Annotated in this window: 19 protein-coding genes; 4 read left to right on the plus strand and 15 right to left on the minus strand. The window is 66.2% G+C overall.

The window, feature by feature from the left end:
- The coding region (locus EDF71_RS21030) for a DUF6531 domain-containing protein (RefSeq protein WP_243854385.1) at nt 1-1271 on the minus strand (1271 nt) is incomplete at its 3' end.
- Between the two features lie 285 nt (nt 1272-1556).
- On the opposite strand from EDF71_RS21030, the gene EDF71_RS21035 reads away from it, so the two are divergent.
- Nucleotides 1557-3089 carry an NCS1 family nucleobase:cation symporter-1 gene (locus EDF71_RS21035; protein ID WP_133858503.1) on the plus strand — a complete coding sequence of 511 codons (1533 nt, stop codon included), beginning with the start codon at nt 1557-1559 and terminating at the stop codon, nt 3087-3089.
- A 15-nt stretch (nt 3090-3104) separates the two neighbouring features.
- On the plus strand, nt 3105-3839 hold the full coding sequence (locus EDF71_RS21040; RefSeq protein ID WP_133858504.1) for an aspartate/glutamate racemase family protein: 735 nt from the start codon (nt 3105-3107) through the stop codon (nt 3837-3839).
- 85 nt (nt 3840-3924) lie between these two features.
- Here the strand turns inward: EDF71_RS21040 and EDF71_RS21045 are convergent, their stop codons facing one another.
- From EDF71_RS21045 to EDF71_RS21105, 13 genes are all read right to left on the minus strand, one after another.
- Nucleotides 3925-5046: a VWA domain-containing protein gene (locus tag EDF71_RS21045; RefSeq protein ID WP_243854390.1), complete on the minus strand. Its 1122-nt coding sequence runs from the start codon at nt 5044-5046 to the stop codon at nt 3925-3927.
- Between the two features lie 116 nt (nt 5047-5162).
- The gene (locus EDF71_RS21050; protein WP_133858506.1) at nt 5163-7724 is read right to left on the minus strand and encodes a DUF5682 family protein; all 2562 of its coding nucleotides are present in this window, start codon (nt 7722-7724) and stop codon (nt 5163-5165) included.
- Nucleotides 7725-7771: 47 nt separating this feature from the next.
- Entirely contained in the window at nt 7772-8854 is a 1083-nt protein-coding gene (locus EDF71_RS21055; RefSeq protein ID WP_133858507.1) for an AAA family ATPase, read from the minus strand.
- Nucleotides 8855-8897: 43 nt separating this feature from the next.
- Entirely contained in the window at nt 8898-10607 is a 1710-nt protein-coding gene (locus EDF71_RS21060) for a DUF5691 domain-containing protein (RefSeq protein ID WP_133858508.1), read from the minus strand.
- Nucleotides 10604-12016 carry an SWIM zinc finger family protein gene (locus EDF71_RS21065; RefSeq protein ID WP_133858509.1) on the minus strand — a complete coding sequence of 471 codons (1413 nt, stop codon included), beginning with the start codon at nt 12014-12016 and terminating at the stop codon, nt 10604-10606. The genes EDF71_RS21060 and EDF71_RS21065 overlap by 4 nt, the downstream gene beginning before the upstream one ends.
- A 127-nt stretch (nt 12017-12143) precedes the next feature.
- Nucleotides 12144-12431, minus strand: a complete 288-nt coding sequence (locus tag EDF71_RS21070) for a DUF3325 domain-containing protein (RefSeq protein ID WP_133858510.1) — start codon at nt 12429-12431, stop codon at nt 12144-12146.
- On the minus strand, nt 12428-14119 hold the full coding sequence (locus tag EDF71_RS21075; RefSeq protein WP_133858511.1) for a PepSY-associated TM helix domain-containing protein: 1692 nt from the start codon (nt 14117-14119) through the stop codon (nt 12428-12430). The genes EDF71_RS21070 and EDF71_RS21075 overlap by 4 nt, the downstream gene beginning before the upstream one ends.
- On the minus strand, nt 14116-14442 hold the full coding sequence (locus EDF71_RS21080) for a DUF3649 domain-containing protein (protein ID WP_133858512.1): 327 nt from the start codon (nt 14440-14442) through the stop codon (nt 14116-14118). Before EDF71_RS21080 ends, EDF71_RS21075 begins: the two co-directional genes overlap by 4 nt.
- Nucleotides 14439-15167: a DUF4198 domain-containing protein gene (locus tag EDF71_RS21085; protein WP_133858513.1), complete on the minus strand. Its 729-nt coding sequence runs from the start codon at nt 15165-15167 to the stop codon at nt 14439-14441. The genes EDF71_RS21080 and EDF71_RS21085 overlap by 4 nt, the downstream gene beginning before the upstream one ends.
- Nucleotides 15168-15284: 117 nt before the next feature.
- Nucleotides 15285-17651, minus strand: coding sequence for a TonB-dependent receptor (locus tag EDF71_RS21090; protein ID WP_243854386.1), 2367 nt, complete (start codon nt 17649-17651; stop codon nt 15285-15287).
- Nucleotides 17652-17756: 105 nt separating this feature from the next.
- Complete coding sequence (locus EDF71_RS21095) at nt 17757-19070, minus strand: sigma-70 family RNA polymerase sigma factor (protein ID WP_133858514.1); 1314 nt, start codon at nt 19068-19070, stop codon at nt 17757-17759.
- A gap of 222 nt (nt 19071-19292) precedes the next feature.
- Entirely contained in the window at nt 19293-20093 is an 801-nt protein-coding gene (locus EDF71_RS21100) for an anti-sigma factor (protein WP_133858515.1), read from the minus strand.
- 18 nt (nt 20094-20111) lie between these two features.
- The gene (locus EDF71_RS21105) at nt 20112-20687 is read right to left on the minus strand and encodes a sigma-70 family RNA polymerase sigma factor (RefSeq protein ID WP_133858516.1); all 576 of its coding nucleotides are present in this window, start codon (nt 20685-20687) and stop codon (nt 20112-20114) included.
- A 323-nt stretch (nt 20688-21010) separates the two neighbouring features.
- Between EDF71_RS21105 and EDF71_RS21110 the strand changes: the two genes are divergently transcribed.
- Together EDF71_RS21110 and EDF71_RS21115 are read left to right on the plus strand one after the other, a co-directional pair.
- Nucleotides 21011-21823, plus strand: coding sequence for an SDR family NAD(P)-dependent oxidoreductase (locus EDF71_RS21110; RefSeq protein WP_243854387.1), 813 nt, complete (start codon nt 21011-21013; stop codon nt 21821-21823).
- 3 nt (nt 21824-21826) lie between these two features.
- Nucleotides 21827-22528, plus strand: coding sequence for a glutathione S-transferase (locus tag EDF71_RS21115; RefSeq protein WP_133858517.1), 702 nt, complete (start codon nt 21827-21829; stop codon nt 22526-22528).
- 67 nt (nt 22529-22595) lie between these two features.
- Here the strand turns inward: EDF71_RS21115 and purL are convergent, their stop codons facing one another.
- Entirely contained in the window at nt 22596-26606 is a 4011-nt protein-coding gene (gene purL, locus EDF71_RS21120; protein WP_133858518.1) for a phosphoribosylformylglycinamidine synthase, read from the minus strand.
- Between the last annotated feature and the right edge of the window lie 33 nt (nt 26607-26639).

Raw genomic sequence — 26639 nt, forward strand, 5'->3', positions numbered from 1 at the left:
AACTTGTAGTCCAGGCCTTCCTGGTTGCGTTGCTCGATGGCTTGCCCGCCTGGCTCATATCGGTCATAGGCATAGTGGTGCTCCGGCCCGCCGCGCTCCTGGTGGGCAATCATCAAGTGGTTGCGCCAGGCAAAGCGGCGCACGACCTGGCCGTGGCGGTTGGTGACGGAAGTGAGGTCCCCTTGCTCGCTGTAGCTGTACTGCACCAAGGTAGTGGGATTGGTCTGCAGCATGGGTGCCAAAGGGTCGCGATAAAGGTCTACCTTTGACAATCGCACGCCGCTGTCGGCCTGCCAGAAGAAGTGCTCGTCTTCGTGGTCGTCGGTGTCAGTGCTCTTGTGGTGGAAGTGCTGGGCGTCTTGCGCTGCAATGGCTTGCGTGTAGTGCAGCTGGTAGCCCCTGCCTACGCCATCGTCGATGGTGGTGATTCGCTCCTGGCCCAGCACCTTGGTCCAGTGGTAGCGCTGGGACCGCCCCAGCCGGTCCACCTTGCCCAGCAAAATCCAGTTTGCATCGATATCCGGCTCGGTCACCGTGACCGGTTTGCCTGCGGTCTTCTGTTCATAGATAACTTTGCGCGCCGCTTCAATCGCCTGCCAGTTCGCCGGACCAAACACCCAGACGGTATCTCCGCTCCCATTGGCCGCCAGGATCATCAAATCCCCGCAGGCCATATCGCGCCGAATCCAGGAGAAGCGCCCCCGCCACCACAAGGGCGCCTGCTGGCTACGCGGAGGTGGGGCTTCAAAGCTATCTGCTGCGCCTGCCTCAGTGAACTTGGCGGGCCCGGTCATGGCCGCAAGATCGTGCGTCAGATTGCCTGGATGCCAGCCAGAGCGCAGCAGCCAGATATCTTCGCTGGGGCTGTAGATCGACTCCCCTGCTACCAGCGCATCAAAGGTGATCGTGCGGCCCTGGCTGTCGTGCAGCAGAGTGGCGCTTGCTTCCACCTTGATGCGCAGATCCATTGGAAGCCCCCAGCCGTAGCCCAGCACCCCGCAATGGCCGCCATGCTGCGCGTTGACATAGCTGCTGTACTGGCGCTGCCAGACCAGGGGCATGGCGCCGGGAAGGGCGAAGTCCAGATCCGATGAGCCAGACAGAACCTTGGCGCCCAGCTGCGGATTGACAGGATTGCCGACTGCCTCGCCACCCGGGCAGACGGAGCACGCCACCCCGCCTTGGCTACCTATCAGGACCGTCCTGGAGCCGGTGATGATTCGCGCATATTTGACCTTGTCATCTATTGGAGCTGCTGGCTTTCCGGACATGCAATCTCCAATCGAAAATGATTAATAGTTAGTTTTAATCTAACACATAGAAGATTTCGATTTGCAGTTTTGTGGCGGATGTAAGCCAACCCAGGGTTGGCCCTAGTTCATTTTCAGGCGTTTTGTATACACTTAATGTATGCATATGTGCACACAAAGCATAGCCATTGAGGCCCTGATTTTCTGCTGCACATGCCATGCATGGACCCGCGCACATGACGAGACAATGCCGGCCGCAAGGCCGTTAATAAGGCGCACCTGGATGCGCCCGATCCAAGGATGTCAATGACCGATCTTGCAGCAACCCAGAACGCAGGCTTTGCCTTCAACCCCGCCCAGCAGCGGCCCGCCGATGGCGGCGACTTGCCCGCCGGCGTATGCCCCTCGCTCTACAACAAGGACCTGGCTCCCACCAAAAAAGACAGCCGATCCTGGGGCGCTTACAGCCTGTTCACGCTCTGGGCCAATGATGTGCACAGCCTGGGCAACTACGCCTTTGCCATCGGCCTGTTTGCGTTGGGCCTGGGCGGCTGGCAGATTCTGACGGCGCTGATGATGGGCGCCGGCCTGCTGTTTGTGCTGCTGACCTTGTCGGGCTTCATGGGCCCCAAGACGGGCGTGCCTTTTCCGGTGATGAGCCGCATCAGCTTTGGCACCCGGGGCGCGCAGATTCCGGCGCTGATCCGGGGCGGTGTTGCGATTGCCTGGTTTGGCATCCAGACCTACCTGGCCTCCAAGGTGCTCGACGTGCTGTTGATCACCCTCTTCCCCAGCCTGCAGGCGCTGCTCGCGCACCAGGTGCTGGGCCTGCCGGTGCTCGGCTGGATCAGCTTCAGCCTGCTGTGGGTGGTGCAGACGATGATCGCCTGCTGGGGCATGGAGAGCATCCGCAAGTACGAGGCCTTTGCCGGCCCGGTGATTCTGGTGACCTTCATCGCGCTGGCCGGCTGGGTGCTGTACAGCTCGGGCGGCAAGATCCAATGGACGGCGCCCAAGCCCAGCACCGGTGGTGCCATGTGGGTGCAGATCATGGGTGCAGCCTCGCTGTGGGTCGCCATCTACGGCACCTTTGTGCTCAATTTCTGTGACTTCACCCGGGGCGCCACCTCGCGCAGCGCCGTGGTCAAGGGCAACTTCTGGGGCATTCCCATCAACATGCTGATCTTCGGCCTGATCGTCGTCGTGCTGACCGGCGGCCAACTGGCCATCGATGGCACCCTGATCCTGAGCCCCACCGACATCGTCGAGAAGATCCCCAACAAGCCGCTGCTGATTCTGGCCAGCCTGTCGCTGCTGATCCTGACCATCGCCGTCAACCTGATGGCCAACTTTGTCGCCCCCGCGCTGGCCCTGGCCAACCTGCTGCCGCGCCAGCTCAACTTCCGCCGCGCTGCGCTGGTCAGCGCCATCCTCGGCTTTGTGATCCTGCCCTGGAACCTCTACGATTCGCCGCTGGTGATCCTGTATTTCCTGGGCGGTCTGGGCTCCTTCCTGGGCCCGCTGTTCGGTATCGTGATGGCCGACTACTGGCTGATCCGCAAGGAGCGCGTGCATGTGCCTGCGCTCTACAGCGATGACCGCAACGGCCCTTACCATTACGAAAACGGTGTCAACCGCCGCGCCATCCAGGCCCTGGTGCCCTCGGCCCTGATTGCGCTGCTGTTCGCCTTCCTGCCGGCGCTGGAGTCGGTGTCCCATTTCTCCTGGTTTATTGCGGCCGGGCTCGGCGGCCTGTTCTACTGGCTGCTGACCCCCAAGGGCCAGCACTACGAAGACCAGGACGGCGAGGCCATTGCCGTGAACCATGCCCAACATTGAGACGGAGTTTTTTGCATGCGCATTCTGATCGTGAACGTCAACACCACCGAGAGCATGACCGAGGCCATTGGCGCCCAGGCGCGCCGGGCCGCATCGCCAGGCACCGAGATCGTCGCCCTCACCCCGCGCTTTGGCGCCGAATCGGTGGAGGGCAATTTTGAAAGCTACCTCTGCGCTGTCGGCGTGATGGATGCGGTGATGCGCTACGACCAGCCCTTTGATGCCGTCATCCAGGCCGGCTACGGCGAGCATGGCCGCGAAGGCCTGCAAGAGCTGCTGGAAGTGCCTGTGGTCGACATCACCGAGGCAGCGGCATCGACCGCCATGTTCCTGGGCCACAAATACGCCGTGGTCACCACCTTGGACCGCGCCGTGCCGCTGATCGAAGACCGGCTCAAGCTGGCCGGCCTGGATGCGCGCTGCGCCTCGGTGCGCGCCAGCGGCATGGCCGTGCTGGAGCTGGAGAGCCAGCCCGAGCGCGCGGTCGATGCCATCGTGCAGCAGGCGGCCAAGGCCGTTGAAGAAGACCATGCCGAGGTCATCTGCCTGGGCTGCGGCGGCATGGCCGAGCTGGAAGACAAGGTGCGCAGCCGCACCGGCGTGCCCGTGGTCGATGGCGTGGCCGCAGCGGTGACGATCGCCGAATCGCTGGTGCGCCTGGGCCTCAAGACCTCCAAGGTGCGCACCTATGCGCCGCCGCGCGCCAAGCGCATCACCGGCTTTCCGCTGCCCGATTCGCTGGGCCGCTGAACGTCTCCACGAACCCCTCTCCGTTTACTCCAACCGCCCTGCACCGCAGGGCTTTTTTCTGGCCGCCGTTGGCTGCTTTTGGAGGCTACTGGCTGGTCTTGAAGCCCTGGGTCGCCGCCCAGGCGGCTACATCGTCGCGGCGGATCGCAGCGGCCATCAGCTGCGGGAAGGCATCCGGCGTGCAGGCAAAGGAAGGCACGCCCAAAGCGGCCAGCTTGGCGGCCAGCGCGGCATCATAGGCGGGGGCACCTTCGTCGCTCAGCGCCAGCAAGGTGATGAACTGCACACCGGACTCCACCAGCTCATTGGCGCGGCGCAGCAGGCCTGACTCTACCCCGCCTTCGTACAGGTCCGAGATCAGCACCAGGATGGTGTTGCGCGGCTCGCTGATCAGGCTTTGGCAGTAGCCCACGGCACCATTGATGTCGGTACCACCGCCCAGCTGCACGCCAAACAGCACATCGACCGGGTCGTCGAGCTTTTCGGTCAGGTCCACCACGGCCGTGTCAAACACCACCAGCTTGGTAGCTACCGCTGGCAGGCTGGCCATCACCGCACCAAAGATGCTGGAGTAGACCACCGAGTTGGCCATGGAGCCGCTTTGGTCGATGCACAGAATCACCTCGCGCTGCGGGCGGCGCGCCTTGCGGCCGTAGCCGATCAAGGTTTCGGGGACGATGGTCTTGTACTCCGGCTGCCAGTGGCGCAGGTTGGCGCGTATCGTGCGGTTCCAGTCGATCTCGGCATGGCGCGGACGGCGGTTGCGCTGGCTGCGGTCCAGCGCGCCGGCCACGGCGCTGCGCATCGGCTCTTCGAGCTTTTTCATCAGCTCGTCCACCACCTTGCGCACCACCAGGCGCGCGGTGGCCTTGGTGTTTTGCGGGATGACCGAGCCCAGCGAAATCAGGTTGGCGACCAGGTGCACATCGGGCTGCACGTTCTCCAGCATCTCGGGCTGCAGCAGCAGCTCGCGCAGCTGCAGGCGCTCCATCGCGTCGCGCTGCATCACCTGCACCACCTGGCTCGGAAAGTACTTGCGGATATCGCCCAGCCAGCGCGACACCGAGGGCGAAGAATTGCCCCGGCCGCCCTTGCGCGAACCGAGCTGGCTGTCGCCCTCGTAGAGCGCGGCCAGCGCCTGGTCCATCTCCTGCAGGCGTCCGCCCACGGTTCCGCAGCTGGCATCGGCCGGGCTGCCCAGCACCATGCGCCAGCGCTGCAAGCGGGTGGTCGGCTGCAGCGCCTCTGCCGCGTCGGCTGCCAGGGTTTGGCTATCGTCTTGCGCCGGGCCTGGCGCGGGATGGGTGGCATTCGTCATCGTCATCACTCCAGCGTGGGGGCGTCGTTGCGGGGGGCCGAGGCAGCGGTGATCTGCGCCAGCAAATCGGGTGGCAGCTCCAGCCCCAGCAAGGTGTTGAGCAGTGGCAAGGCCAGCACGGCGCGCGCCTCGTCCCAGGGTGCATCCCCATCGCCCAGCGCCAAGGCGGCGGCAGGCACAGCCGCACCGGCCACCGGCGCGCGCCGGGCCTTGTCGCCCAGGCTCTGGCGCTCATGCTTGCTGAAGTTGGCAAAGCTGCGCCGCACCAGCGGCAAAATCTGCGCAAACTGCACTTCGCCCAACCCGGCCAGCCAGGCATCGACGGCACCCCAGATGGCCTCGTCGTGCAGCAGCACCAGTGCCTGCTGGTTCAAAAAGCCATCCAGCCAGGCGGCCACATCCAGCGGCGCCGCGCCCAAGGACAGGTTGCGGTTGAACTGCAGCACCACCTCGGCGCTTTCCAGCAGATGCTCATCGAGCAGCAGCCGGCAGGCCATGCCGCGCAGCAAGGCCGCAGCGGCATCGCCCATCGCCAGGCTGCGCAGCGCAGCGCGCCAGGCATCCACAGCGGCCTGGGCCTCCGTGCCGCGCAGGCGCAGCGCCTCGTGCGCGGCCAGCACCTTGCCCTTCATCGCCGCAGCGGCCTCTTCGTCCATCGCCATGCAGGCCACTGGCAAGCCAATGGCGGCGCGCAGCACCAGCGAATCGATGACCGTGGCCAGCAAGGCCGTATCGGTCTGGCGCACGCTGCCGTAGCGGTACACATTGGCCAGCGGCGGCAGTGCCTGCAGCAGCTGCGCCACATCGCCGGTGGTGGCCGCGCGCTCGGCCAGGGTCTCAATCAGCGACTCGACCAGCTGTGGCAGATTGGCCAGCAGCGCGTCATCAATCGCCTGCGCAATCTCGGGCAAGGGGGTATCGGGCGAGAGGCTGGCGCGCAGGCGTGCGGTGGCGGCCTGCGCCACGGTGGCGCCATGCACACTGGCCTCGATGATGCGCACGGCCAGCTCCGGCTCCCACTGCATCTGCCAGCTCTCGCGGAAGGTGCCACGGTTGCGTTGTGCATCGACCGCACGCGTGCCCCAGCCAATGCCCAACAAGCGCAGGCGGTGCAGAAAATGGCTGCGCGCCAGGTCGGTTTCCTTGCGCAGATCCAAGGCCAGCAGCTTGCTGGCCGCCTCGGGCTTCATGCGCAGCGATTTCTGCTGCTGCTCGATATCGCGCTGCAACGGCACCTGCGGCACATCGGCGGGCACGGTGCCCAGCACATGGCCGACGGTGAGCTCGTCGTCGATCAGGTTCAGCGGCGCGGTCTCTCCCATGCAGACCACCGTGACGATGGCCTCGTTGATCTCCTGCAGCCCCGGTATCGGCTGGCCACGCATGGCAGCCAGGCCTTCGGCCAAACGGGTGGCCTCGATGATGTGGGCGCTGGAGCAGTCCAGGTCCTTGTCGCGCAGCAGGCGTGCCACGCGGGTCAGCCAGCCTGCGGTGCGCAAGGTGGCGGCATCACGCGCGCTGCGGGCAGGTACGGCCAGGCCTTCTGCCGCTTGCTGTGCCAAGGCCGCATCGGCCCGGTAGCACTGCCAGAGATGCTCGTACCAGCCCGGCGAGGTGACGCCTGCGCCATAGCCGCTACGGCTGGCCAGGTTGCGGTAGGTCCAGGGCGCCCAGGTCGCCAGCACCTTGGCTTTGGGCAGGCCCTTGAGCACGGCGCTGTCGGCCTTGGCGGTGGTGCTTTGCTGCAGGGCGGGCACATGCCAGGCGCCGCAGACCACGGCAATGCGCTGGTAGCCGGCCCTAACTGCTTCACGGATGCACTGGCGCATATGCGCCTCCCGCTGGGCCTCGCGCAGCACATAGTGGGGGCCGCGCCAGGCCTCGCCCTCGTCGCCCAACTCGCTGCGCACCGCCGTCATGGCCTCGTTGATGCTGGTAAACAGCGCTTCGCTGTTGCCGCGTTCTTCCACCAGGCGGTTCCACCAGCTCTCGCCATCCTCAAAGCCGGCTGCATGGGCCAGCCAGTCGAGCGGGTCGCGCATCGGCGCTTGCGGGGCTGCAGGGGGTTCGCCGGCATCGCTGTCCACATCCGCCACCGGGGCCGTGTCGGCGCTGGCCTCGGCGGCATCGACAGGCGCCTCCTCCGCTATCGCCACCGCATCGTCCTCGCCCTCTTCCCCGTCCACGTCTTGCGCAGGCTCCGGCTTTTTCAGTGCCTGGCGCCGTGCCCAGTCCTGGGCCATCGCATGGGTTTGGGGCAGGTCGATAAAGCGCGTGGCCACCCCTTGCTCGCTCGCCCATTGCAGCGCCTGCCACTCGGGCGAGAACTCGGCAAAGGGGTAGAACGCCGCCTGGCTGGGCTCGTCTTGCATGTACACCAGCATGGCCACCGGCGGGCGCAGCTCGGCACTGCGCAGCATGGGCAGCAGGGCCTCGCCTTCGGGCGGGCCTTCCACCAGCAGGCAGTCGGGCTGCAGTTGCGCCAGCGCTTGCACCAGGCTGCGCGCACAGCCCGGGCCGTGGTGGCGAATGCCAAAGAAATGGACGTTGTCAGCAGAAGTGGCCATGGGCTCGTCAGCGTTGTCGGGGGCAGAAGAAGAACGGTGTCAGCGGCTTAGATTTGCTCGCGGCAGGCGCGGTACAGGTCTTTCCATTCGGCACGTTCTTTGACCACGGTCTCCAGGTATTCCTTCCAGACCACGCTGTCCTGCACCGGGTCCTTGATGACGGCGCCCAGCAGGCCGGAGGCGACATCGTGCGCACGCAGCACGCCATCGCCAAAATGGCCGGCCAGTGCCATGCCGCTGTTGATCACCGAGATCGCTTCGGCGGTCGACAAGGTGGAGCTGGGCGACTTGATGCGCACGGTCTTGCCGTCTTCGGTCTGGCCATTGCGCAGCTCGCGGAAGATCTGCACCACGCGGCGCACTTCTTCCAGCGCCGGTGCCTCGGCAGGCAGCTGCAGCGCGCGGCTTTGCTCGCCCACGCGCTTGGTGACGATCTGCACCTCCTCGTCCTGCGAGGCCGGCACCGGCAGCACGACGGTGTTGAAGCGGCGCTTCAAGGCGCTCGACAGCTCGTTGACACCCTTGTCGCGGTTGTTGGCCGTGGCGATCACCGAGAAGCCGGCAACGGCCTGGAACTCGGTCGAGAGCTCGGGCACCGGCAAGGTCTTTTCGGACAGCACGGTGATCAAGGTGTCCTGCACATCGGCGGGGATGCGGGTCAGCTCTTCGATGCGGGCGATCTTGCCCAGCTTCATCGCATGCACCAGCGGGCTGGGGATCAGCGCATTTTCCGAGGGGCCATGGGCCAGCAGCTGAGCATAGTTCCAGCCGTAGCGCAACTGCTCTTCGCTGGTGCCGGCCGTGCCCTGGATCAGCATGGTCGAGTCACCACTCACGGCCGCCGACAGATGCTCGGACACCCAGGACTTGGCCGTGCCGGGCACGCCGTACAGCAGCAGTGCGCGGTCGGTGGCCAGGGTCGAGACGGCAATCTCCATCAGGCGTGGGCTGCCGATGTACTTGGCGCTCACCTCAAAACCATTGCTCAGCTTGCCGCCCATCAGGTACTGCAGCACGGCCCAGGGCGAGAGCTTCCAGTTGGGCGGACGCGGACGGTCATCGGCCTTTTGCAGGGCATCTAGTTCTTCGGCAAATTGCTGCTCGGCATGCTGGCGTAGTACTTGGCTCATGGTGTGCTTCCGGTAGAGATCAAAAGGTTCGGGGTGGGCGCCATCAGGCGGGCTGGGCCGCTTGCAGCGCCAGGCGCAGATCGACAATGCGGTTGAGTTGGGTGAGCACCTGCTCGTCATCCCAGGGGCGAAGACGCGAGCGCTCCAGGCGCGCTTGCTGCTCCTGCTTGAGCTTGGCGATGTCGGCCTCGCTGCTGCCTTCGGGCACCACCAGCGCAGCGGCGTCTTCAGTCGCCGTGGGCTCGGCGGGCACTGGCGCCCGTGGCGCGCGCCACAGCTGCGCAAAGCGCTCCAGGTCGCCCTCCTGCAGGCGGCGTGCGCAGGCCAGAATCGCATGGTCGGCCTGCCAGCTGTGCCAGTTGCCGGCAGGCTGGCGCGCCTGCAAGGTGCTGAGCAAGGCCTCCAGCAACCAGCGGGACATCGCAGGCGACAGCAAGGCGGTGCGCTCCATGCTCTCGTCAATGCGGTGGATGGCCTCGATGAAGGCGCTCTTGCCCAGCTTGGCCTGCAGCTGGGCCAGCCACTGGGTTTCGCGTTCTTCGGCGCTGAGTTCGGCCATCAGCAGCGGCAGCACATCGCTGCTGCGCGAGTCGCTCTCCATGCTCTGGATCAGCGGCAGCCAGCGCACATCGCGCTGCGCACGCAGCGCCGCGATCCAGCCCTGGCGCAGCGCGCTTTTCCAGTCGCTGCGGCGGCTCCATTCCCAGAGCTGCTCGGGCGTCTTTTCCAGATGGCGGTGCCAGAAATCGAGGGGCGTGAGCTCTACCAGCTGCTGCAGCCACCAGGCGCGATGGCCCTTGATATAGGCGGGCGGCTGCAAAGTGACGCCGTCGCGCTCCCAGTCCTTGTGACCCTCTTGCGGCGGCTCGATCTGCCACTCGCCCTTGGCATCCTGGCTCAGCATGGCCTGCAGCGCGGCGCCCATGCGCTGGCTGTGCGGGCTGTGCGGCAGGCGTGCCAGCAGGCTGGCGGCCGACTCGCGCACTTCCTTGCTGCGGTCACCCAGCAGCTTTTCCAGCAAGGCCTCATCGTCTGCCGACAGGCCGCGCGCCAGGCTCTGCACCATGGGCGCACGCTCGCGGGCGCCCAGTTCCTTGAGGCTGGCCTCCAGCCGCGCGCGGGCGCCTGCCGGGTCGGTGGCGCGCTGCTGCTGCAGCAAGGCCACGCGCTGCTCCAGCGAGCCTTCCTGCCAGATCTGCTCGGCATCGGCCGTCTCTTGCACGCCATGCGCATAGGCCCACTGCGGGTTCTGTGCGGCCAGCCAGCGGCCGCGCTCGCCCAGCACCGGGGTCAGCCACTGGCGCAGTTCCACCGATTGGCGGCCCTGGTGCAGCGCATCCACCAGCAGCGCATAGGGCAGGCGCTGGCCGGCCGCATCGAGGCTGGCCAAGGCCAGTGCCAGCAGTTCGGGCGCATGGCCCTGCAGCACCTCGCCGAGCAGCCGCAACAGCTGATCGCCCTGGGGCGCCGGGCGCGATTCAGCCGCCGGTGGCGGCAAGGCTGCGGCTAGCGCCGTCGCAGCGGGCGTTGCGGGGCGCCAACCGGCGCGCTCCAGCACCGCAGCCACAGCGGTGGCGCGCAGCAGCTGCACCGCCTTGCTGTCTGCCGGCAGCAGCAGCGCCGCCTGCAGCGCTTGCTGGCTGGCCGGCGCCGTGCGGTCGATGCCCTGGCTAAAGATGGCTGGCAGCGCCAGCCGCTCGGCACCCACCAGCGCCGATTGCTGCAACGCAGCCCAAAGATTTGCATGGCTCACAGCACTTCACCCCGGTTCTGCCAGATGTTGGTCCAAGGCGCCTGGCCATCGCCCGCCTGCCAGGCACTGAGCAGGCGCCAGCGCCCTGACTGCTGGCCGCCTTCCCATTCGCCAAACAGCGCCATCGGAGAGCCACCACCCAGCGCCTGCAGTTGCCAGGCATGGTCATCGGCCACGGCCAGCGGCACCAGCGCGGCGGCCGCGTCCCCTTGCGGCCAGACGGCATACCACTGGCCCGCGCTGACCTGCAAACGCGCCTGGCCGCACCACAGCGGCTGCACCGCCTGCAGGGGGTTGGCGGCAATGCGCTGGCTCAGCTGCGCCAAGGCATCGCGCCATGCGGCCTCGCCCAAAGGGGCGCCGGCGCCGGGCGCCAGCAGTTCGATATCAGCACCCGCAATGGCGCGCAGCGGCGCCTGGCCGGGGTAGAAATGCAGGCTGCCCCGGTAGCATTGCGCCGGCACCCAGGCGGTCTCAAAACCCCGGCCGCCTTGCGCATAATCCAGCAGCCAGGCGATGCGCCCGCTCTGCTGGCCTTGCAGCCATACGCGGCGCTCCAGCAAGCGGCCTTCGCGCTCGATCTGGCGCAGGCCTACGACCCGCCAGTCATCGGCCACCACCTGGCCGCGCGCCTGCACCTCGGCCTTGTCCATGGGCCAGCCCAGCGCGGCCATCACATCGGCACGGGTCTCGGCGCTCAGGGCATCGCGGCGTGCCACCGCATCGGCCAGCAACTGCCAGTGGCCCAGCTGCACCAGCAGGTCACGCGACCATTGCGGGTGGCTGTCCACCAGCTCCCAGGCCTCCTTGATGCGGGCGGCCATGCCGCTGGCCTGCGCATCGATCATGCGCGCGGCCATGGTGTTCCAGTGCTGGCGCGCCTGGTGGTCGCCCGAGAGGTTGGCCAGGCCGTTGCGCAGCATGTCCTGCATCCACAGCTGCAGCTCCTGCATGCCGGCGGCCACCTTGTCCCAGCGCTTGTCGTCGCGCTTGGCCTGTTGCTTGGCCATTACCTCGGGATCGGGCGGCGGCGCAGCAGCAATGGCGGCGGCCTTGGCTTCTTTTTTCTCGGCTTTTTCAGCGCGGCTGTCCAGCCAGGCGCTGACCCAGGCGGGCGGCTCGGCATTGTCAGCCACCTGGCCGGCAGCGCGCAGCAGCATCAGCGCCAGGCCATGTTTGCAGGGGAATTTGCGGCTCGGGCAAGAGCACTTGAAGGAGGGCCCGCTCAGATCAACCTGGGTCTGGTAGGGCTTGGAGCCGCTGCCCTGGCATTCGCCCCAGGCTGCCGTTTCGTTGCAGCCCAGGCTGGGCCATTTGCTGGGGTTCTTCAACCCTTGTGCCGCCTTGGTGGAAGAGGCATCCGGTGACAGCGCCACCACCTCGGCTTCGGTTGCTAAGACACGTGACAAACCGCCTCCCCTTCCGTTCAATCTGTTAGTAATCCGCTTTATAGATTTATTACTAGCGGCATCGCACGATTGTAGGCAGGGTCCAAGACGAAATGATGCAAGACGGGCCTCCAACCCGCCTGGCGTCTCACTTTTTTACAGATTTGCGGCGTTCCCAAGCCAGCATCGTGAGGATGACGATGGCGGCGCTGAGCGAGATATGGCCGCACCAGGTGACCAGGCCCAGCGACCAGCCCTTGAGCCCGACTGCGATGGCCAGCGAGGCCAGCAACGCAAGCCAGCCGGCCAGGCGCAGGCCCCGGGTCTGGCCGGGTGGCAGCTCACGGCCAAACAGGTCGAGCTGGTGGCGGTCCATGGCCAGCGCCAGCAGTGCAAACGCCGGCAGCGATACCAGTTGAATGGCAAGGTGGTTCATGGCCGGGCCTCCTGCAGATCGGACGCAATGGCAGCATTGGCAGCCACGGCGCCACTATCAGCAGCACGGGCGGCAGGCGCTTGCCGTGGCGCCGCCTGGCGCTGCGGCTTGAGCTTGGGCTTGTGGCGCCAGGTGCGCACCGCCAGCCAGGCATGCAGCGCGGCCAGCGCCAGCAAGGTCAGCTCCAGCCCGCTGAACACCCAGTCACCCTCGACCAAGCTGCGCCACAGCGGACGGTCAGTGGTCAGCACATTGAGGACCGGCAGCAAGGCCAGTGCCGCGCAACCGGCCCAGAGCAGCTCCACCCAGGCGCGTTTGGCTGGCCGCAGCATGGCCCAGACCAGGCTGGCACCCCAGAGGATGAAGAACCAGTGGATCTCCCAGTCGCTGCGCTTTTCCATGCCCAGCGGCAACAGGCGGTTGGCCCAGAGCATGGCGGCCATGCCAATGCTGAGGCCGGCAATCGCAGCAATGTTCAGCCGCTCCACCAGCCAGAAGCCAAAGTAAGGCTTGTCCGGATTGGGCAACTTGGTGCGGCGCTTGACGGTCCACATCACCAGGCCGGTGCCGACCATGGCCGTGCCCGCCAGGCTGGTGAGGAAGTAGAGCCAGCGCACGGTGCTGTCGCCAAAGCGGCCCAGGTGCAGGGCATAGAGCACGCCCCGCGTCTCGGCCGCTGCGCCAACCTGATCCTTGACCTCCAGCAGCTTGCCGGTGCTGCCCTCGAACAGCATGTATTTGGGGCTGATCGACACGCGCTCGAAATCGCCATAGGTGACGATCACGCGCGCCGAGGCATCGCCGGCGTTGTTGACGGTGACGCGGCCAATGCGGTCCTCGCCCCAGCGCTGCTGGGCCTGGCGCACCATGTCGCCCAAGGGGGCCAGCGGCGCGGCCACACCACTGGGCTTGCCTGCTGGGATGAACGAACTCAGCTCGCTTTGCATGGCCTGGCGCTCAGCCTGGGTCTTGAAGGCGGCGCTGCCGGCCCAGGGCATGGTCATGGCCATCAAGGTGACCAGGCCGGTATAGGTAATCATCGCGTGGAAAGGCAGCCCGAAGACCGACAGCGCATTGTGCGCATCCAGCCAGGAGCGCTGGCCCTTGCCCCAGCGGAAGGTGAAGAAGTCGACAAAGATCTTCTTGTGCGTGATCACGCCGCTGACAATGGCCACCAGCATGAACATGGCGCAGAAACTGGCCAGCCAGCGGGCCCAGAGCACGGGCATGTAATGGAACTGGAAGTGGAAACGGTAGAAGAACTCACCGCCCACGGTCTCGCGGCCGGCTACCTTCTGGCCGGTCTGCGGATCGAACACCGCGCTGCCAAAGCCGCGCTCGCCCTTTTCGGGCTTGGCAATGCGCCAGAACGCGCTCACGACGTTGTTGCGCGCATCGGGCATGCCCAGGCTCCACTGGTTGCTGCCAGGGGCCACTTGCTCCAGCACCTGCGCCACGCGCGGTGCCACTTCGGCAGCATCGGGCACCACGGCCTGGTGGGCCAGCTCGGGCCGCATCCACTGCGAAATCTCTTCCTTGAAGTAGCTCACCGTGCCGGTGAGAAACATCGCATACAGAATCCAGCCCACCAGCAGCCCGGCCCAGATGTGCAGGTCGGACATGGTCTGGCGAATGCCGCGTACCGCTGGCTTGCTCGGTTTGCTATCTTTTTTATCAATGGCAGTCATGCCGGAGTCACTCCATTCCATACCGGCCAGGCGGCCAGCAGCAGCGGTACCGCGGCCAGCAGCAGCCCCACCCAGGCACGGGTGGCCGAACGCACCGCAAACACCCAGATCACCGCGCCGGTGTAGACCAGAAAGCTGGCCATGGTGCCGGCCAGCACGGCCTGGGGTTTGGCCATGGGCAAGGCCAGCACGGCCACGCTGGCCACGGCCGCCAGCGCGTAGCCGCCGCCAATGGCGGCGACGATGCGCGACAGCAGCGGGCCGACCTGGCAGGCCTTGGCCAGCGCGGCGCGCAAGGCGCCGCTCAGCACTTGGCTGGTCATTTGGCCGGGTTGGGCGTTGCCACAGGGCCAGCAGCCACGGGAGCCACGCCTTCAGGCTTCACATAGGTAACCGAGGTCACATAGCTCACGCCGTCGTACTTTTCGCCAGCGCGTTCGCCGGGCGTGCGGTCGTTGTGCTTGATCTCGGCCACGTACTGGCCTTGCCATGGCAGGTCGAAATGCACCAGGCCTTGGGCATCGGTGTGGCCCTCTTTCATCCAGCCCGATTGGGTGACCACGGCGACCTGGGTCTTGGCCAGCGGCTGGCCCTTGAAGGTGGCCTTGAACTCACCGTCCTTGCCGGTCGGGGTCAGGTCCAGCGCCAGCTTGGGCTTTTGCGCGGCAAAGCCGGTGACCAGGCGTGCAGCGGGGTGGTACCAGTTGGTGACATCCTTGCCATCGCGCTTGAACTTGGACAGCGGGTAGTTGGCATCTTCAGCGACGATGGAGACACCGTCCTGGACGTTGAACGGCAAGGTGAAGCCATTGGCGGTCTTGTTGCCGGCAGCGGCCTTTTCCTCGCCCTTGGCGTTGATCAGCACGCCCTGGGGCTTGCCAAAGTGGTCCAGCAGGCCGGGGGATGCTTCGCGCAGGTTGTCGCCAAACTCGCCAAAGCGCAGCACCACCGCATGGTCTGCACCGGCAGGCTCCAGCCAGATCTGGTGGGCTTGGGCGGACATGGCCAGCACGGCCAGGCTCAGGGCAGACAGGGATTTCTTCAACATATGCTCTCTCTCCTTTTTTGATAAACATGCTGCCGGCGCCTTGCGCGCTCCCGCAGCCCACTCCCCAGAACCGGTGGGCGGTCTCTACGCAGCTGCGCGGAAACCACCCTTAGGTTCTCAAAAATCAACCGTTGCCGACAGCACCACGGTACGCGGTGCGCTCAAGGTCAGGTAGTTATTGCCACTGATCAACCAGACGTTCTTGCCCGTCAGGTTCTCGACATTGGCACGCAGCACCACGGCCTTGCCGCTGACCAGGGTGCGGTAGCGCGCGCCCACGTCAAAGCGGGTCCAGCCCGAGAGCTTGAGGGTGTTGGCATTGCTGGCCCAGGCCGAGCCGGTGTGGATCATGCGGCCGTTGACGGACAGGCCCTGCACGCCGGGTACATCCCAGTCGGCGCCCAGGTTGGCATTGATCTTGGGCACGCCGTAGGCATCGTTGCCCTGGTACTGTGCCGCCTTGGTGACCTTGGCGCGGTTGAAGGTGAGGCCACCCATCAAACGCAGACCGCGCTGCAGCTCGCCATAGGCGGCCAGCTCCAGGCCCCGGTTGCGCTGCTCACCATCAAAGCTGTAGATGTTGGTGGTCGGGTCGGTCATGCTGTTGGGGCGGCTGATCTGGAACAGGCTGGCCGTCGTCATGAAGCTGCCCCAATCCACCTTCACCCCCGCTTCGTACTGCTTGGATTTGAATGGTGGAAACACCTCACCGGCATTGACCGCCGTGTTGGGTGCCGTGGCACCGCGCGACAGGCCAGCCGTGTAGTTGCCGTAGACGGAGACCTGGTCATTGGCCTTGACCACCAGACCGACCAGCGGCGTGGTCGCGCTCTTGGCGTAGCTGCTGGTCTGCGCGCCGGTAGCGGTGCTGAAGTTGCGCAGGTCCACGGTCTGGCGGCGCAGGCCCAGGGTCAGCAGCAGGCGGTCATCGGCCAGTGCCAGGGTGTCCGTCACCGCGATGCCATAGTTGTGCGCCTTGGAGGCCTTGTTGGGCTCGGTGCGCGCGCCTTCGACTGGTGGCAGCGGCGCGGGGTTGTAGATGTTCGATGGCGAGGTGGTCAGGCCGGCCACATAGGCGTTGCCGGATTCCTGGCGCAGGTCGGAGGCGCTGACCACCAACGAGTGCTGGATACCGGCAGTGGCGAACTTGGCACGCAGGCCCAGATCGGCGCTGCTGGTCTCGGTGTAGGAGTCATAGAAGCTGCTGCGCACGGTGAAGTCGCCTGCCGCATTCATCGACGTGGTCGTGGTCGGGAAAATCTGCTGGGCCTTGCCCTTGCGGTAGCCGATGCCGGCAAAGGCTGTGACCTGGTCGTTCAGATCAAATTCGAGGCGCGAGGCGATGACCTTGTCGTCCAGCGACAGATCGGTATCGGGGAACCAGTTGCTGCGCGAATTGGGCGGCTTGGGCAAGGACGTCAGCGCCGGGTTGAAGCCGATCTGCGGGCGGAAGTCTTCCATCTCTTCGCGCTGCGCATAGGCATCGAGCGACCAGCGCAGATTGCTGCCCCGGTAGTCGACCGCGATTGCGCCCACGCCCAGCTTCTGGTCGCCACCACGGATGCTGGCCTCGCCACCGCGCGCTGCGCCATTGACGCGCACGCCCCATTCCTTGTTCTCGCCAAAGCGGCGCGAGATATCGACACTGGTGCCGAATTGCGCACGGCCCAGGTACTGCAGGCCCACGCGGTTCAGCGGCTCATCGCCTGCACGCTTGGTCTGCACATTGATGGCGCCGCCAATGCTGCCGCCCGGCGGCATGCCGCCCACCATCGCGCCTGGGCCCTTGAGCAGCTCGGCACGCTCCAGAATCTCGGCTGGCACCCGGCTGGCCGAGGTCAGGCCATAGAGGCCGTTGAGGCCCACATCGCCACCGCTGATGCCAAAGCCGCGCACCTGGATGTCTTCGCTGAAGCCCTGCGAGGCGGTGGTCAGGCGCACCGAGGCGTCGTTGGCCAGCACCTCGCCCAAGGTGCGTGCCTGCTGGTCGGCCACCGCTTCAGCGGTGTAGGCCACGGTGGAAAACGGCGTGTCCATCACATCCTGGTCGCCCAGCATGCCAATGCGGCTGCCGCGTGCCTGCTTGCCACCGGCATAGGCCTCGGGGCGGTCGCCGGCGCGCGTCGCGGGGGCCGTCACCACCACCGGGTTCAGCGCCACTTCGCCAGCGGTCTGGCCGTTGTCGATGACCAGGGTGGTGCCTTCGATGCGGGCCACCAGGTTGGTGTTGCGCAGCAGCTGGCGCACGGCGTCCTGGGCGCTCATGCTGCCCTTGACGGCAGCGCCGGGGCGGCCTTGTACCAGCGCTGGTGGCGCCATCAGTTGCAGGCCGGCCTGGCGGGCCAGCTGGGCCAGCGCGCTGTCGAGCGGCTGGGCGGAAATATCAAAATCAGCAGCAGAGGCTGCGCCGGCCAGGGCGGCAATGGCCAGGGCGATCAGGTGGCGTTTGCAGGGGTGCGACATATCGTTGGGTACTTTCCTCATGTGGTTCACAAGAGGTAATACGAACGAGACGCAGTTTTCCCTCAACAACAGCGCAAGTATTTTTAAATGGCCGGTCAGCGGCCCATAGTGCATGCGCGCCATCGCTTAACTCTGCGCCTTGCGCCGCGCAATCGTGATGCGGCGCGCAGCGCCCTGGCCTTCTTCGCGCACCACCACCGGCACACTGCGCGGCAGCAGCTGCAGCCAGGCGCGGGCGTCGGCAATACGCACCCGGCCAAAAATCGTCAGGTGTTCGGCATCGGGCGCCACCTGCATGGGCACCTGGCAGTAACGGGCCAGGCGCTGCACGGCCAGGCCCAGCGGTTCGTGGCGGAAGTCCAGCCAGCCATTGCGCCAGGCCGCCACCTCGCCCGCGCTGCTATCGCGCCGAGGCGATTGGCCTTGCTGCCAGTCCAGGGTCTGGCTGTCGGTCAGCTCCCAGCCATCGCCCGCATCGGCCAGATCTCCCTCGCTGCCGCGTTGCTGCACGCGCACCCGGCCCTCTTCCACCGCCACGCGCAGCCCACCCTGGTCATCGAGCGCGACTTCAAACCGGGTGCCCAGCACGGTGATACGGGCCGGGCCGGCATCGACGATAAAAGGCGCATCGGCATTGCGTGCCACCTTGAAGAAGGCCGCACCATGGTGCATTTGCACATAGCGGCGGCTGCCGTAGTAGCGCACATCCAGGCGGGTCTGCGCATCCAGCGCAATGCTGCTGCCATCGGGCAGCGCCTGGTTGAGCTGGCGGCCGGTAGCGGTGCCCAGCTGGATCTGCCACGTCACCACCTGGCTCTGGTACAAGCGCCAGGCCAGGCTGCCGCTGGCACCCAGCCCTGCCACGCCGAGCAAGGCCGACAGAGCGCGGCGCCGGCCCTTGCGCGGCAGCGCCTGCACAACGCCATCGCCACGCCATTCATGCAAAGCCGCTTCGATCGCATCCATGGCGCGCATGATCTCGCGCTCCACCGTCTTGACCGAGACACCATGGGCGGCGGCAATCGCCGTCTGCGATTCGCCATCAAGCCGGTCGGCCAGGAACATGCTGCGGCAGCGCTCGGGCAAGGCGGCAATCGCGGCGTCGACCGCTACCAGCGCCTCGCGCCGCAAGCTGGCCTCGGCGACATCCTGGCCCAGTGCCTGCACACCGGCGCTGCTGTCATGCAGGGCACTGTCAAAGCGCTCGGAGGTGCGCGCCGCCCGGCGCAGGTGGTCGATCACCAGATGCTCGGCCACCGTGTACAGATAGGCGCGTGGCGCCGGATGATGGCTCTGCGCCATCGGCCCCGCTTCCACCACGCGCAGCCAGGCGTCATGCACGATGTCCTGCGCCGATTGGCGGCTGCCGGTACGGCGTGCCACAAAGGCGATCAGCTCGCGATAGCTATCGCGAAAGGCTTCCAACGGGAGGGCGGACATGACGGGGACGGGCGGGCGCTAAAAATGACAAGGCGCGCTAGTATATTACGAATGAGAATAGATCTCATTTGTTATATAAATTCTCTTTAAAAACAGGGTGTTAAATCGCCCGCCCGTGGAGGCGGTTACTGCTGCCAGCGCAACCATTTTCCTGCGATAGATGACGCCATAAAAAACGCCCTGTAGCGCCAGCTACAGAGCGTTGGGGCGGGCAAAAACCGCTTATAGATCGCGCTTGATCAACGCTCCGCTGAACAAGACCGGCCCGGTCGGCCCCGTCTCGCTGGGCACGCCGCCCTTGGGCTCCAGGCTGATCGCCAGCGCTGGGACGGCCTGCACCTGGGCCAGCTGCGCCTGCAGTTGCTCCAGGCGCCCCTCGCCCATGACGCCCAAGGACTGCGGCGCGCCATGGGTGGGCAAGGCCCAAAGCTGGAGCGACCGGTCGGCCGCCTCCTGGTAGCCACCGACCCGCTGCAGCTCCAGCTGGCCATGGCGGGCATCAAAGGTCACCAGCATGGAGGCCTGCGCCTTGCCATCGGCCAGCACGGCCACATACTGCAGCTGCGGGGCGGCCTGCAAGGCGGTCTGGGTCTTTTGCAGCTCCGTCTGCAAGGCGGCCAGCTGCTGGCCGGTGTTGCGTTGCAGGCTTTGCTGCGCATACAGGCCGACGGCGACGGCAGCGACGGTGGCCACGGCACCGGTCAGCGCCAGCGAGCGCCACCAGCTGAGGGCCTTGGGGCTGCGGGCCTGGGCAGTGGCGCGCTGCTGCGCCAGCGCCAGGCCTGCCTGGTCGGCATCGACCAGGTTCTGGATGCGGGTCCAGACGGCGGCATCGGGTTGCACGGGCGACTGCAGCTCGGACAGCGCCGACCAGCGGCCCTGCCACAGCAGTGCGGCCGAGCGCACCTGGGGATGGGCGCGGGCCATCTGCTCAAAACGGCGGCGGGCGCCGGCGCGCAAGGTGCCCAGCGCATAGGCGGCGGCCAGGCGGTCCAGCAGTTCGGGGTGTTGTACCAGGTTCATCAGAGCACTCCTTTGCGCCTACACGTGGCGGTCCATGCACTTGCGCAGCTGCTCCAGACTGCGGCGCATCCAGGTTTTGACGGTGCCCAGCGGCAGCTGGAAATGGCTGGCCAGTTCGCTGTGGCTCAAATCTCGCAAATAGGCCAGGCTCACCACCTGGCGCTGGGCCTGTTGCAGGCGCTCCATGCACTGCTGCAAGACCGTTGCCTGCTCACTGGCCTCCACCGATTGCATGGGGCCTTGGGCCTCGTCGCCCTGCGGCAAGTCATCCATGTCATCCACCACCGCATGCTGGTCCAACCGCTCCGCCTTGCGCCGGCGCAGAAAATCCAGCGCCCTGCTACGCACCAGCATGCCCATCCAGGCCAGCGGCGGGCTGAGCGAATCGCGGTAGCTGTCAGCATGGCGCCAGATGGCGACAAAGCTGTCCTGCAGCACGTCCTCGGCCCAGGCCTTGTTGCCCAGAATGCGCAGCGCCAGGCCATACAGCCGGGACGCCGTCTCGTCGTACAAAAGCCGGAGCGCCTTGTCCTCGCGGGCGGCTATGCGGTCTAACAAAAGCATCAGTTCAGTGTCTGTGGTAGGTGTGCGCATGCAAGCATTGTGGGGCGAAGGTCGGCTGGCCGGTCAATCCGTTGTATTGCTGCCAAGCAGCAAGCACCCGGAAAAACAGCCCTGGTCCGCCCAGGTCAGCGACTGCTCACGCTCCCCACTTCGCTGCATCTGGCCGCTATACGCAGCAAGCCGCCGATTGGATGCAGAAACGATGCAAAAAAATAATCGGCGGCACTGAATCCAAACGTTCTGCTGGCGCGTAGTGATGGGCATAGACCTTGCCGAGACAGGGTCGGATAACCGGAATACCCAATGAAAACAGCCGTCAACGCCCATACCGCCGTACTGCAACCCTCCAGCCCATGCGCCAGCGCCAGGAGGCAGCCATGCCGCTGAACATCCCCATCGAGCGCTGGTACGGCATGCGTGTCTGGCTGGTCGGCGCCAGCGCGGGCATCGGCATGGCGCTGGCCGAGCAGTTACATGCCGCAGGCGCCCAGGTGATCGTGTCGGCGCGCCGGCAGGAGGCGCTGGACGCCTTCGCCGAGCAGCACCCCGGCTGCCTGCCGCTGCCGCTGGACGTCACCGACCGCGACGCGGTTGTCAGTGCCGTGCAGCAGCTGCTGGAAGACGGCCCGCTGGACCTGGTCTGCTACTGTGCGGGCGAGCGGCAGACTATGCGCGCCGATGACCTGGACCTCAACAGCTTGCTACAACACCGCGAAGTCAACCTGACCGGTGCGCTGCATGTGATCGCGGCCATCACGCCCCACCTGCTGGCAGCGGCACGCGGCGGCCGCCAACCCCATCTGAGCCTGGTGGCCAGCGTGGCCGGCCAGCGTGGCCTGCCGGGCAACCTGGCCTATGGGCCCAGCCAGGCGGCACTGATCAACCTGGCCGAGACCTTGCAGCTGGAGCTGGTGCCCCAGGGCGTGGGCGTAAGCCTGGCCGTGGTCAAACCCGGCCTGACCGAGGCTTTCTTTACCGATCCCCATCCCGCCAGCCTGCCGCTCTGGCCGCAGCCCGAACAGGCGGCCAGCGCCATGCTCAAGGGCTGGGCGCGGGGACATTTTCTGCTGGGCGTGCCTTGGCGCTCCCGGCTGAGCTGGCGCCCCGGCTACAAATCGACGGCATCCAGTCTGGTAGCCTGGGTGCGCCGCCTGCAAGGAAACTGAAGCATGCTGACCCTTCACCACCTGGAAACCTCACGTTCGCAGCGCGTCCTCTGGCTGCTGGAAGAGCTGAACCTGCCCTATGCACTGGAGACCTACCCGCGCGATGCCAAGACCCGGCTGGCGCCGCCGGCGCTCAAGCGCATTCACCCGCTGGGCCTGTCGCCCATCCTCTGCGACCGGGGCCTGGTGATTGCCGAATCCGGCGCCATCATCGAATACCTGGCCGAGCGCTATGGCGCCTGGGCACCGCCCGACATGGCCCACCTGGACCCCAAGCGCGGCAGCCCCGAGCACCTGCAGTGCCGCTACTGGATGCACTTTGCCGAGGGCTCGCTGATGAACTGGCTGCTGCTGCAGCTGGTGTTTGACAGCATCGCGGCCAAGCCCTTGCCGCTGCTGCTGCGCCCCATCGTGGGCCCGGTGCTGCGCGGCCTGCGCCAGCAGGTGCACAAACAGCTGATCGCCCCCCATATGGAGGCGGCGATGGCCTATATGAACCAGCACCTGGCCCAGCAGCCCTGGTTTGCCGGCGAGCACCTGACGATGGCCGATTTTCAGATGGGCTTTGCGGTTGAGGCCGCACTGACGCGCTGCGCCAACCCTGCCGACTGGCCGCATCTGCATGCCTACCGCCAACGCATGCAGGCGCGCGACGCCTACCAGCGGGCGATTGCCAAGGGCGGCCCGGTGGTGATGAAGCTCTGAGCGCTTGACAGCCCCCATGAAAAAAGGCCCTGCAGTGCAGGGCCTTCGTCATGGGGCGTTGCGCAGATCAACCCAGCCAGTGGCGGGCATTGCGCCAGACGCGCATCCAGGGGCTATGGGCCGAGCGGTCGCCGTCGGTCCAGCTCATCTGCACGTTGCGGAACACGCGCTCGGGGTGCGGCATCATCGCGGTGAAGCGGCCATCGGCCGTGGTGACCGCCGTCAGGCCGCCAGCCGAACCGTTCGGGTTGAACGGGTACTGCTCGGTCGCCTGGCCGTGGTTGTCCACATAGCGCATCGCAGCGATCACCGCATCGACGTTGCCACGGAAGCGGAAGTTGGCATAACCCTCACCGTGCGCGACGGCGATCGGCAGGCGCGAGCCGGCCATGCCTTGCAGGAACAGGCTGGGCGACTCCAGCACTTCGACCATGGACAGACGCGCCTCGAAGCGGTTGCTCTGGTTTTGCGTGAAGCGCGGCCAGTCTTGCGCACCGGGGATGATGTCGGCCAGCTCGGCAAACATCTGGCAGCCATTGCAGACGCCCAGGCCGAAGGTGTCCTTGCGGCTGAAGAAGGCCTGGAACTGCTCGGACAGCGGCTCATTGAAGGTGATGGAGCGGGCCCAGCCAATACCGGCGCCCAGGGTGTCACCGTAGCTGAAGCCGCCGCAGGCGACGATACCGGCAAAGTCACGCAGCTGGGCACGGCCCGTCTGCAGGTCGGTCATGTGTACGTCCACCGCTTCAAAGCCGGCTTCGCCAAAGGCGTAGGCCATTTCGACGTGGGAGTTCACGCCCTGCTCGCGCAGCACCGCTACGCGGGGCTTGGCCGCCACGTTGACGAAGGGCGCAGACAGCGCTTCTTGCGGGTCGAAAGTCAGGTGCACATGCATGCCGGGGTCAGTCGGCACACCGACCGAGGCGTGCTCGCTGTCGGCGCAGGCAGGGTTGTCGCGCTGCTGGGCAATCTTCCAGCTCACGGCATCCCAGACCTGGTGCAGATCGCTCAGGCTGGCGCCAAACACCTTCTTGGCATCGCGCCAGACTTGCAGCTCGCCCTTGCCCATGTCCATGCTGGACGAGGCCGGACGGGTCTTGCCCACGATGTGGCTGCAGGTGGACAGGCCATGCTCGCGCAGGGTCTGCAGCACCTCGGCGCTGTCGCTGGTCTTGACCTGCAGCACCACGCCCAGCTCTTCGTTGAACAGCGCGCGCAGGGTCAGGTCTTCGCGGCGGCCCGATACCTGGGCGCCCCAGTTCTTGCCTTCGCCACTGTCCATGCGGCTGTCGGAGATGCCATCGCCTTCGGTGATCAGCATGTCCACATTCAGTGCCACGCCGACATGGCCGGCAAAGGCCATTTCCGCCACGGTGGCCAGCAGGCCGCCGTCGCCCTTGTCGTGGTAGGCGAGGATCTTGCCCTGGGCGCGCAGCGCGTTGACAGCGTCGACCAGTGCGATCAGGTCCTTGGCTTCGTCCAGGTCGGGTGTCTCGTTGCCGCTTTGGCCCAGCACCTGGCCCAGGATGGAGCCGCCCATGCGCATCTTGCCGCGCGAGAGATCAACCAGCACCAGGGTGGTGTCGGCTTCGTTGGCATCCAGCTGGGGCGTGAGCGTGCTGCGCACATCATCGATGGAGGCAAAGCCGGTGATGATCAGGCTGACGGGCGAGGTGACCTTCTTGGTTTCGCCGCCTTCGCTCCACTGCGTGCGCATCGACAAGCTGTCCTTGCCCACGGGGATGGAGATGTTCAGCTGCGGGCACAGCTCCATGCCCACAGCCTTGACGGTGGCGTACAGATCCGCGTCTTCACCGGGTTCGCCGCAAGCGGCCATCCAGTTGGCCGACATCTTCACCTTGGACAGCGCAATCGGCGCGGCCAGCATATTGGTGATGGCTTCGGCAACCGCCATGCGGCCCGATGCGGGTGCATTGATGGCGGCCAGCGGGGTGCGTTCGCCCATGGCCATGGCCTCGCCCTTGAAGCCCTGGAAATCGGCCAGGGTCACGGCGACGTCGGCCACCGGCACCTGCCAGGGGCCGACCATCTGGTCGCGGTGGGTCAGGCCGCCCACCGCGCGGTCGCCAATGGTGACCAGGAAGCGCTTGGAGGCCACCGTGGGGTGGGCCAGCACATCGATCACGGCCTTTTCCAACGGCACGCCGGTCAGGTCAATGGCGGGCAGGCTGCGCGCCACGGTCTGCACATCCTTGTGCATCTTGGGCGGCTTGCCCAGCAGCACGTCCATCGGCATATCGACCGGGAATTTCTGGTCGTCTGCGGTCGCAGCCGGGTCTTGCAGCACCAGCTGGCGCTCTTCGGTCGCCGTGCCGATGACGGCAAACGGGCAGCGCTCGCGCTCGCAGAAGGCCGTGAACTGCGCCAGCGACTCGGGCGCAATCGCCATCACATAGCGTTCCTGGCTTTCGTTGGACCAGATTTCCTTGGGCGCCAGGCCCGATTCTTCGAGGTTGACCTTGCGCAGGTCAAAGCGGGCGCCACGGCCGGCGTCATTGGTCAGCTCGGGGAAGGCGTTGGACAGGCCACCGGCGCCCACGTCGTGGATCGCCAGGATGGGGTTGGCCGCGCCCTGCTGCCAGCAGTGGTTGATGACCTCTTGCGCACGGCGCTCGATCTCGGGGTTGCCGCGCTGCACCGAGTCAAAGTCTAGCTCGGCCGCATTGGTGCCGCTGGCCATGGAGCTGGCTGCGCCGCCGCCCATGCCGATGCGCATGCCCGGGCCGCCCAGCTGGATCAGCAAGGTGCCGGCGGGGAACAGGATCTTCTGGGTCTGCTCGGCATCGATCACGCCCAGACCACCGGCGATCATGATGGGCTTGTGGTAGCCACGGGTGATGTCACCGACTTGCTGCTCGTACTCGCGGAAGTAGCCGGTCAGGTTGGGACGGCCGAATTCGTTGTTGAACGCGGCGCCGCCCAGCGGGCCTTCGATCATGATCTGCAGCGGGCTGGCGATGTGCTCGGGCTTGCCGACCTCGCTGCCCCAGAGCTTGGAGACGGTGAAGCCGGTCAGGCCCGCCTTGGGCTTGGAGCCCCGGCCGGTCGCGCCTTCGTCACGGATCTCACCGCCCGCGCCGGTGGAGGCACCGGGGAAAGGCGAGATGGCCGTGGGGTGGTTGTGGGTCTCGACCTTCATCAGCACATGGCTGGTGGCTGCCTGCTTCTGGTAGCTGGGCGCCGTCACCGCATCGGCCTGGGTGTTGAACGGCGCCACATAGCGCTCGACCTGGTGGCCTTCCATGATGGAGGCATTGTCCGAATACGCCACCACGGTGTGCTGGGGCGAGACCGCCTCGGTGTGGCGGATCATGCCGAACAGGCTCTTGTCCTGCGCCACGCCGTCAATGGTGAAGTTGGCATTGAAGATCTTGTGGCGGCAGTGCTCGGAGTTCGCCTGGGCGAACATCATCAGCTCGACATCGCTGGGGTTGCGTGCCAGGCCCTTGAAGGCGTTTTCCAGGTACTCGATCTCGTCCTCAGCCAACGCCAGACCCCATTGCTTGTTGGCTTTTTCCAGCGCGCTGCGGCCACCGCCCAGCACATCGACAAACTCCATCGGCTGGGCTTGCAGTGCGGAGAACAGCTGCTCGGCTTCGGCGCGGGTGCCGAACACCGACTCGGTCATGCGGTCATGCAGCAGCGCGGCGATCTGCGCGGTCTGCTCGGCGCTCAGCTCGGGCTTGCCGCCCAGCAGGCCGGCCTTGAGCTCGATGCGGTACTCGGTCAGGCGCTCGATGCGGAACACCGCCAGGCCGCAGTTGCGGGCAATGTCGGTGGCCTTGGAGGCCCAGGGCGAGATGGTGCCCATGCGGGGGGTGACGATGAAGGCCTGGCCGTCGCTGCCGCCTTCATAGGGGTCGCCATAGGTCAGCAGGGCCGCTACGCGCTCGGCCTCAGCACCCGCCAGAGGCTGCTCCGTGGCTACCAGATGCACAAAACGGGCAGCAATGCCCGTTATCTTTGGATGGATCGCCGTCAATGCGGTCTGCAGTTGTTGGGCGCGGAAGGAGCTGAGGGCGTTACCGCCTGGTAGCTGAGTCAGGTGCAGTGTCACGTGGCAGCCTATGTGGACTAGGAGGATGGGAAG

This window comes from Comamonas sp. JUb58 (genome assembly GCF_004364775.1).
Classification (GTDB): Bacteria; Pseudomonadota; Gammaproteobacteria; order Burkholderiales; family Burkholderiaceae_C; genus Comamonas.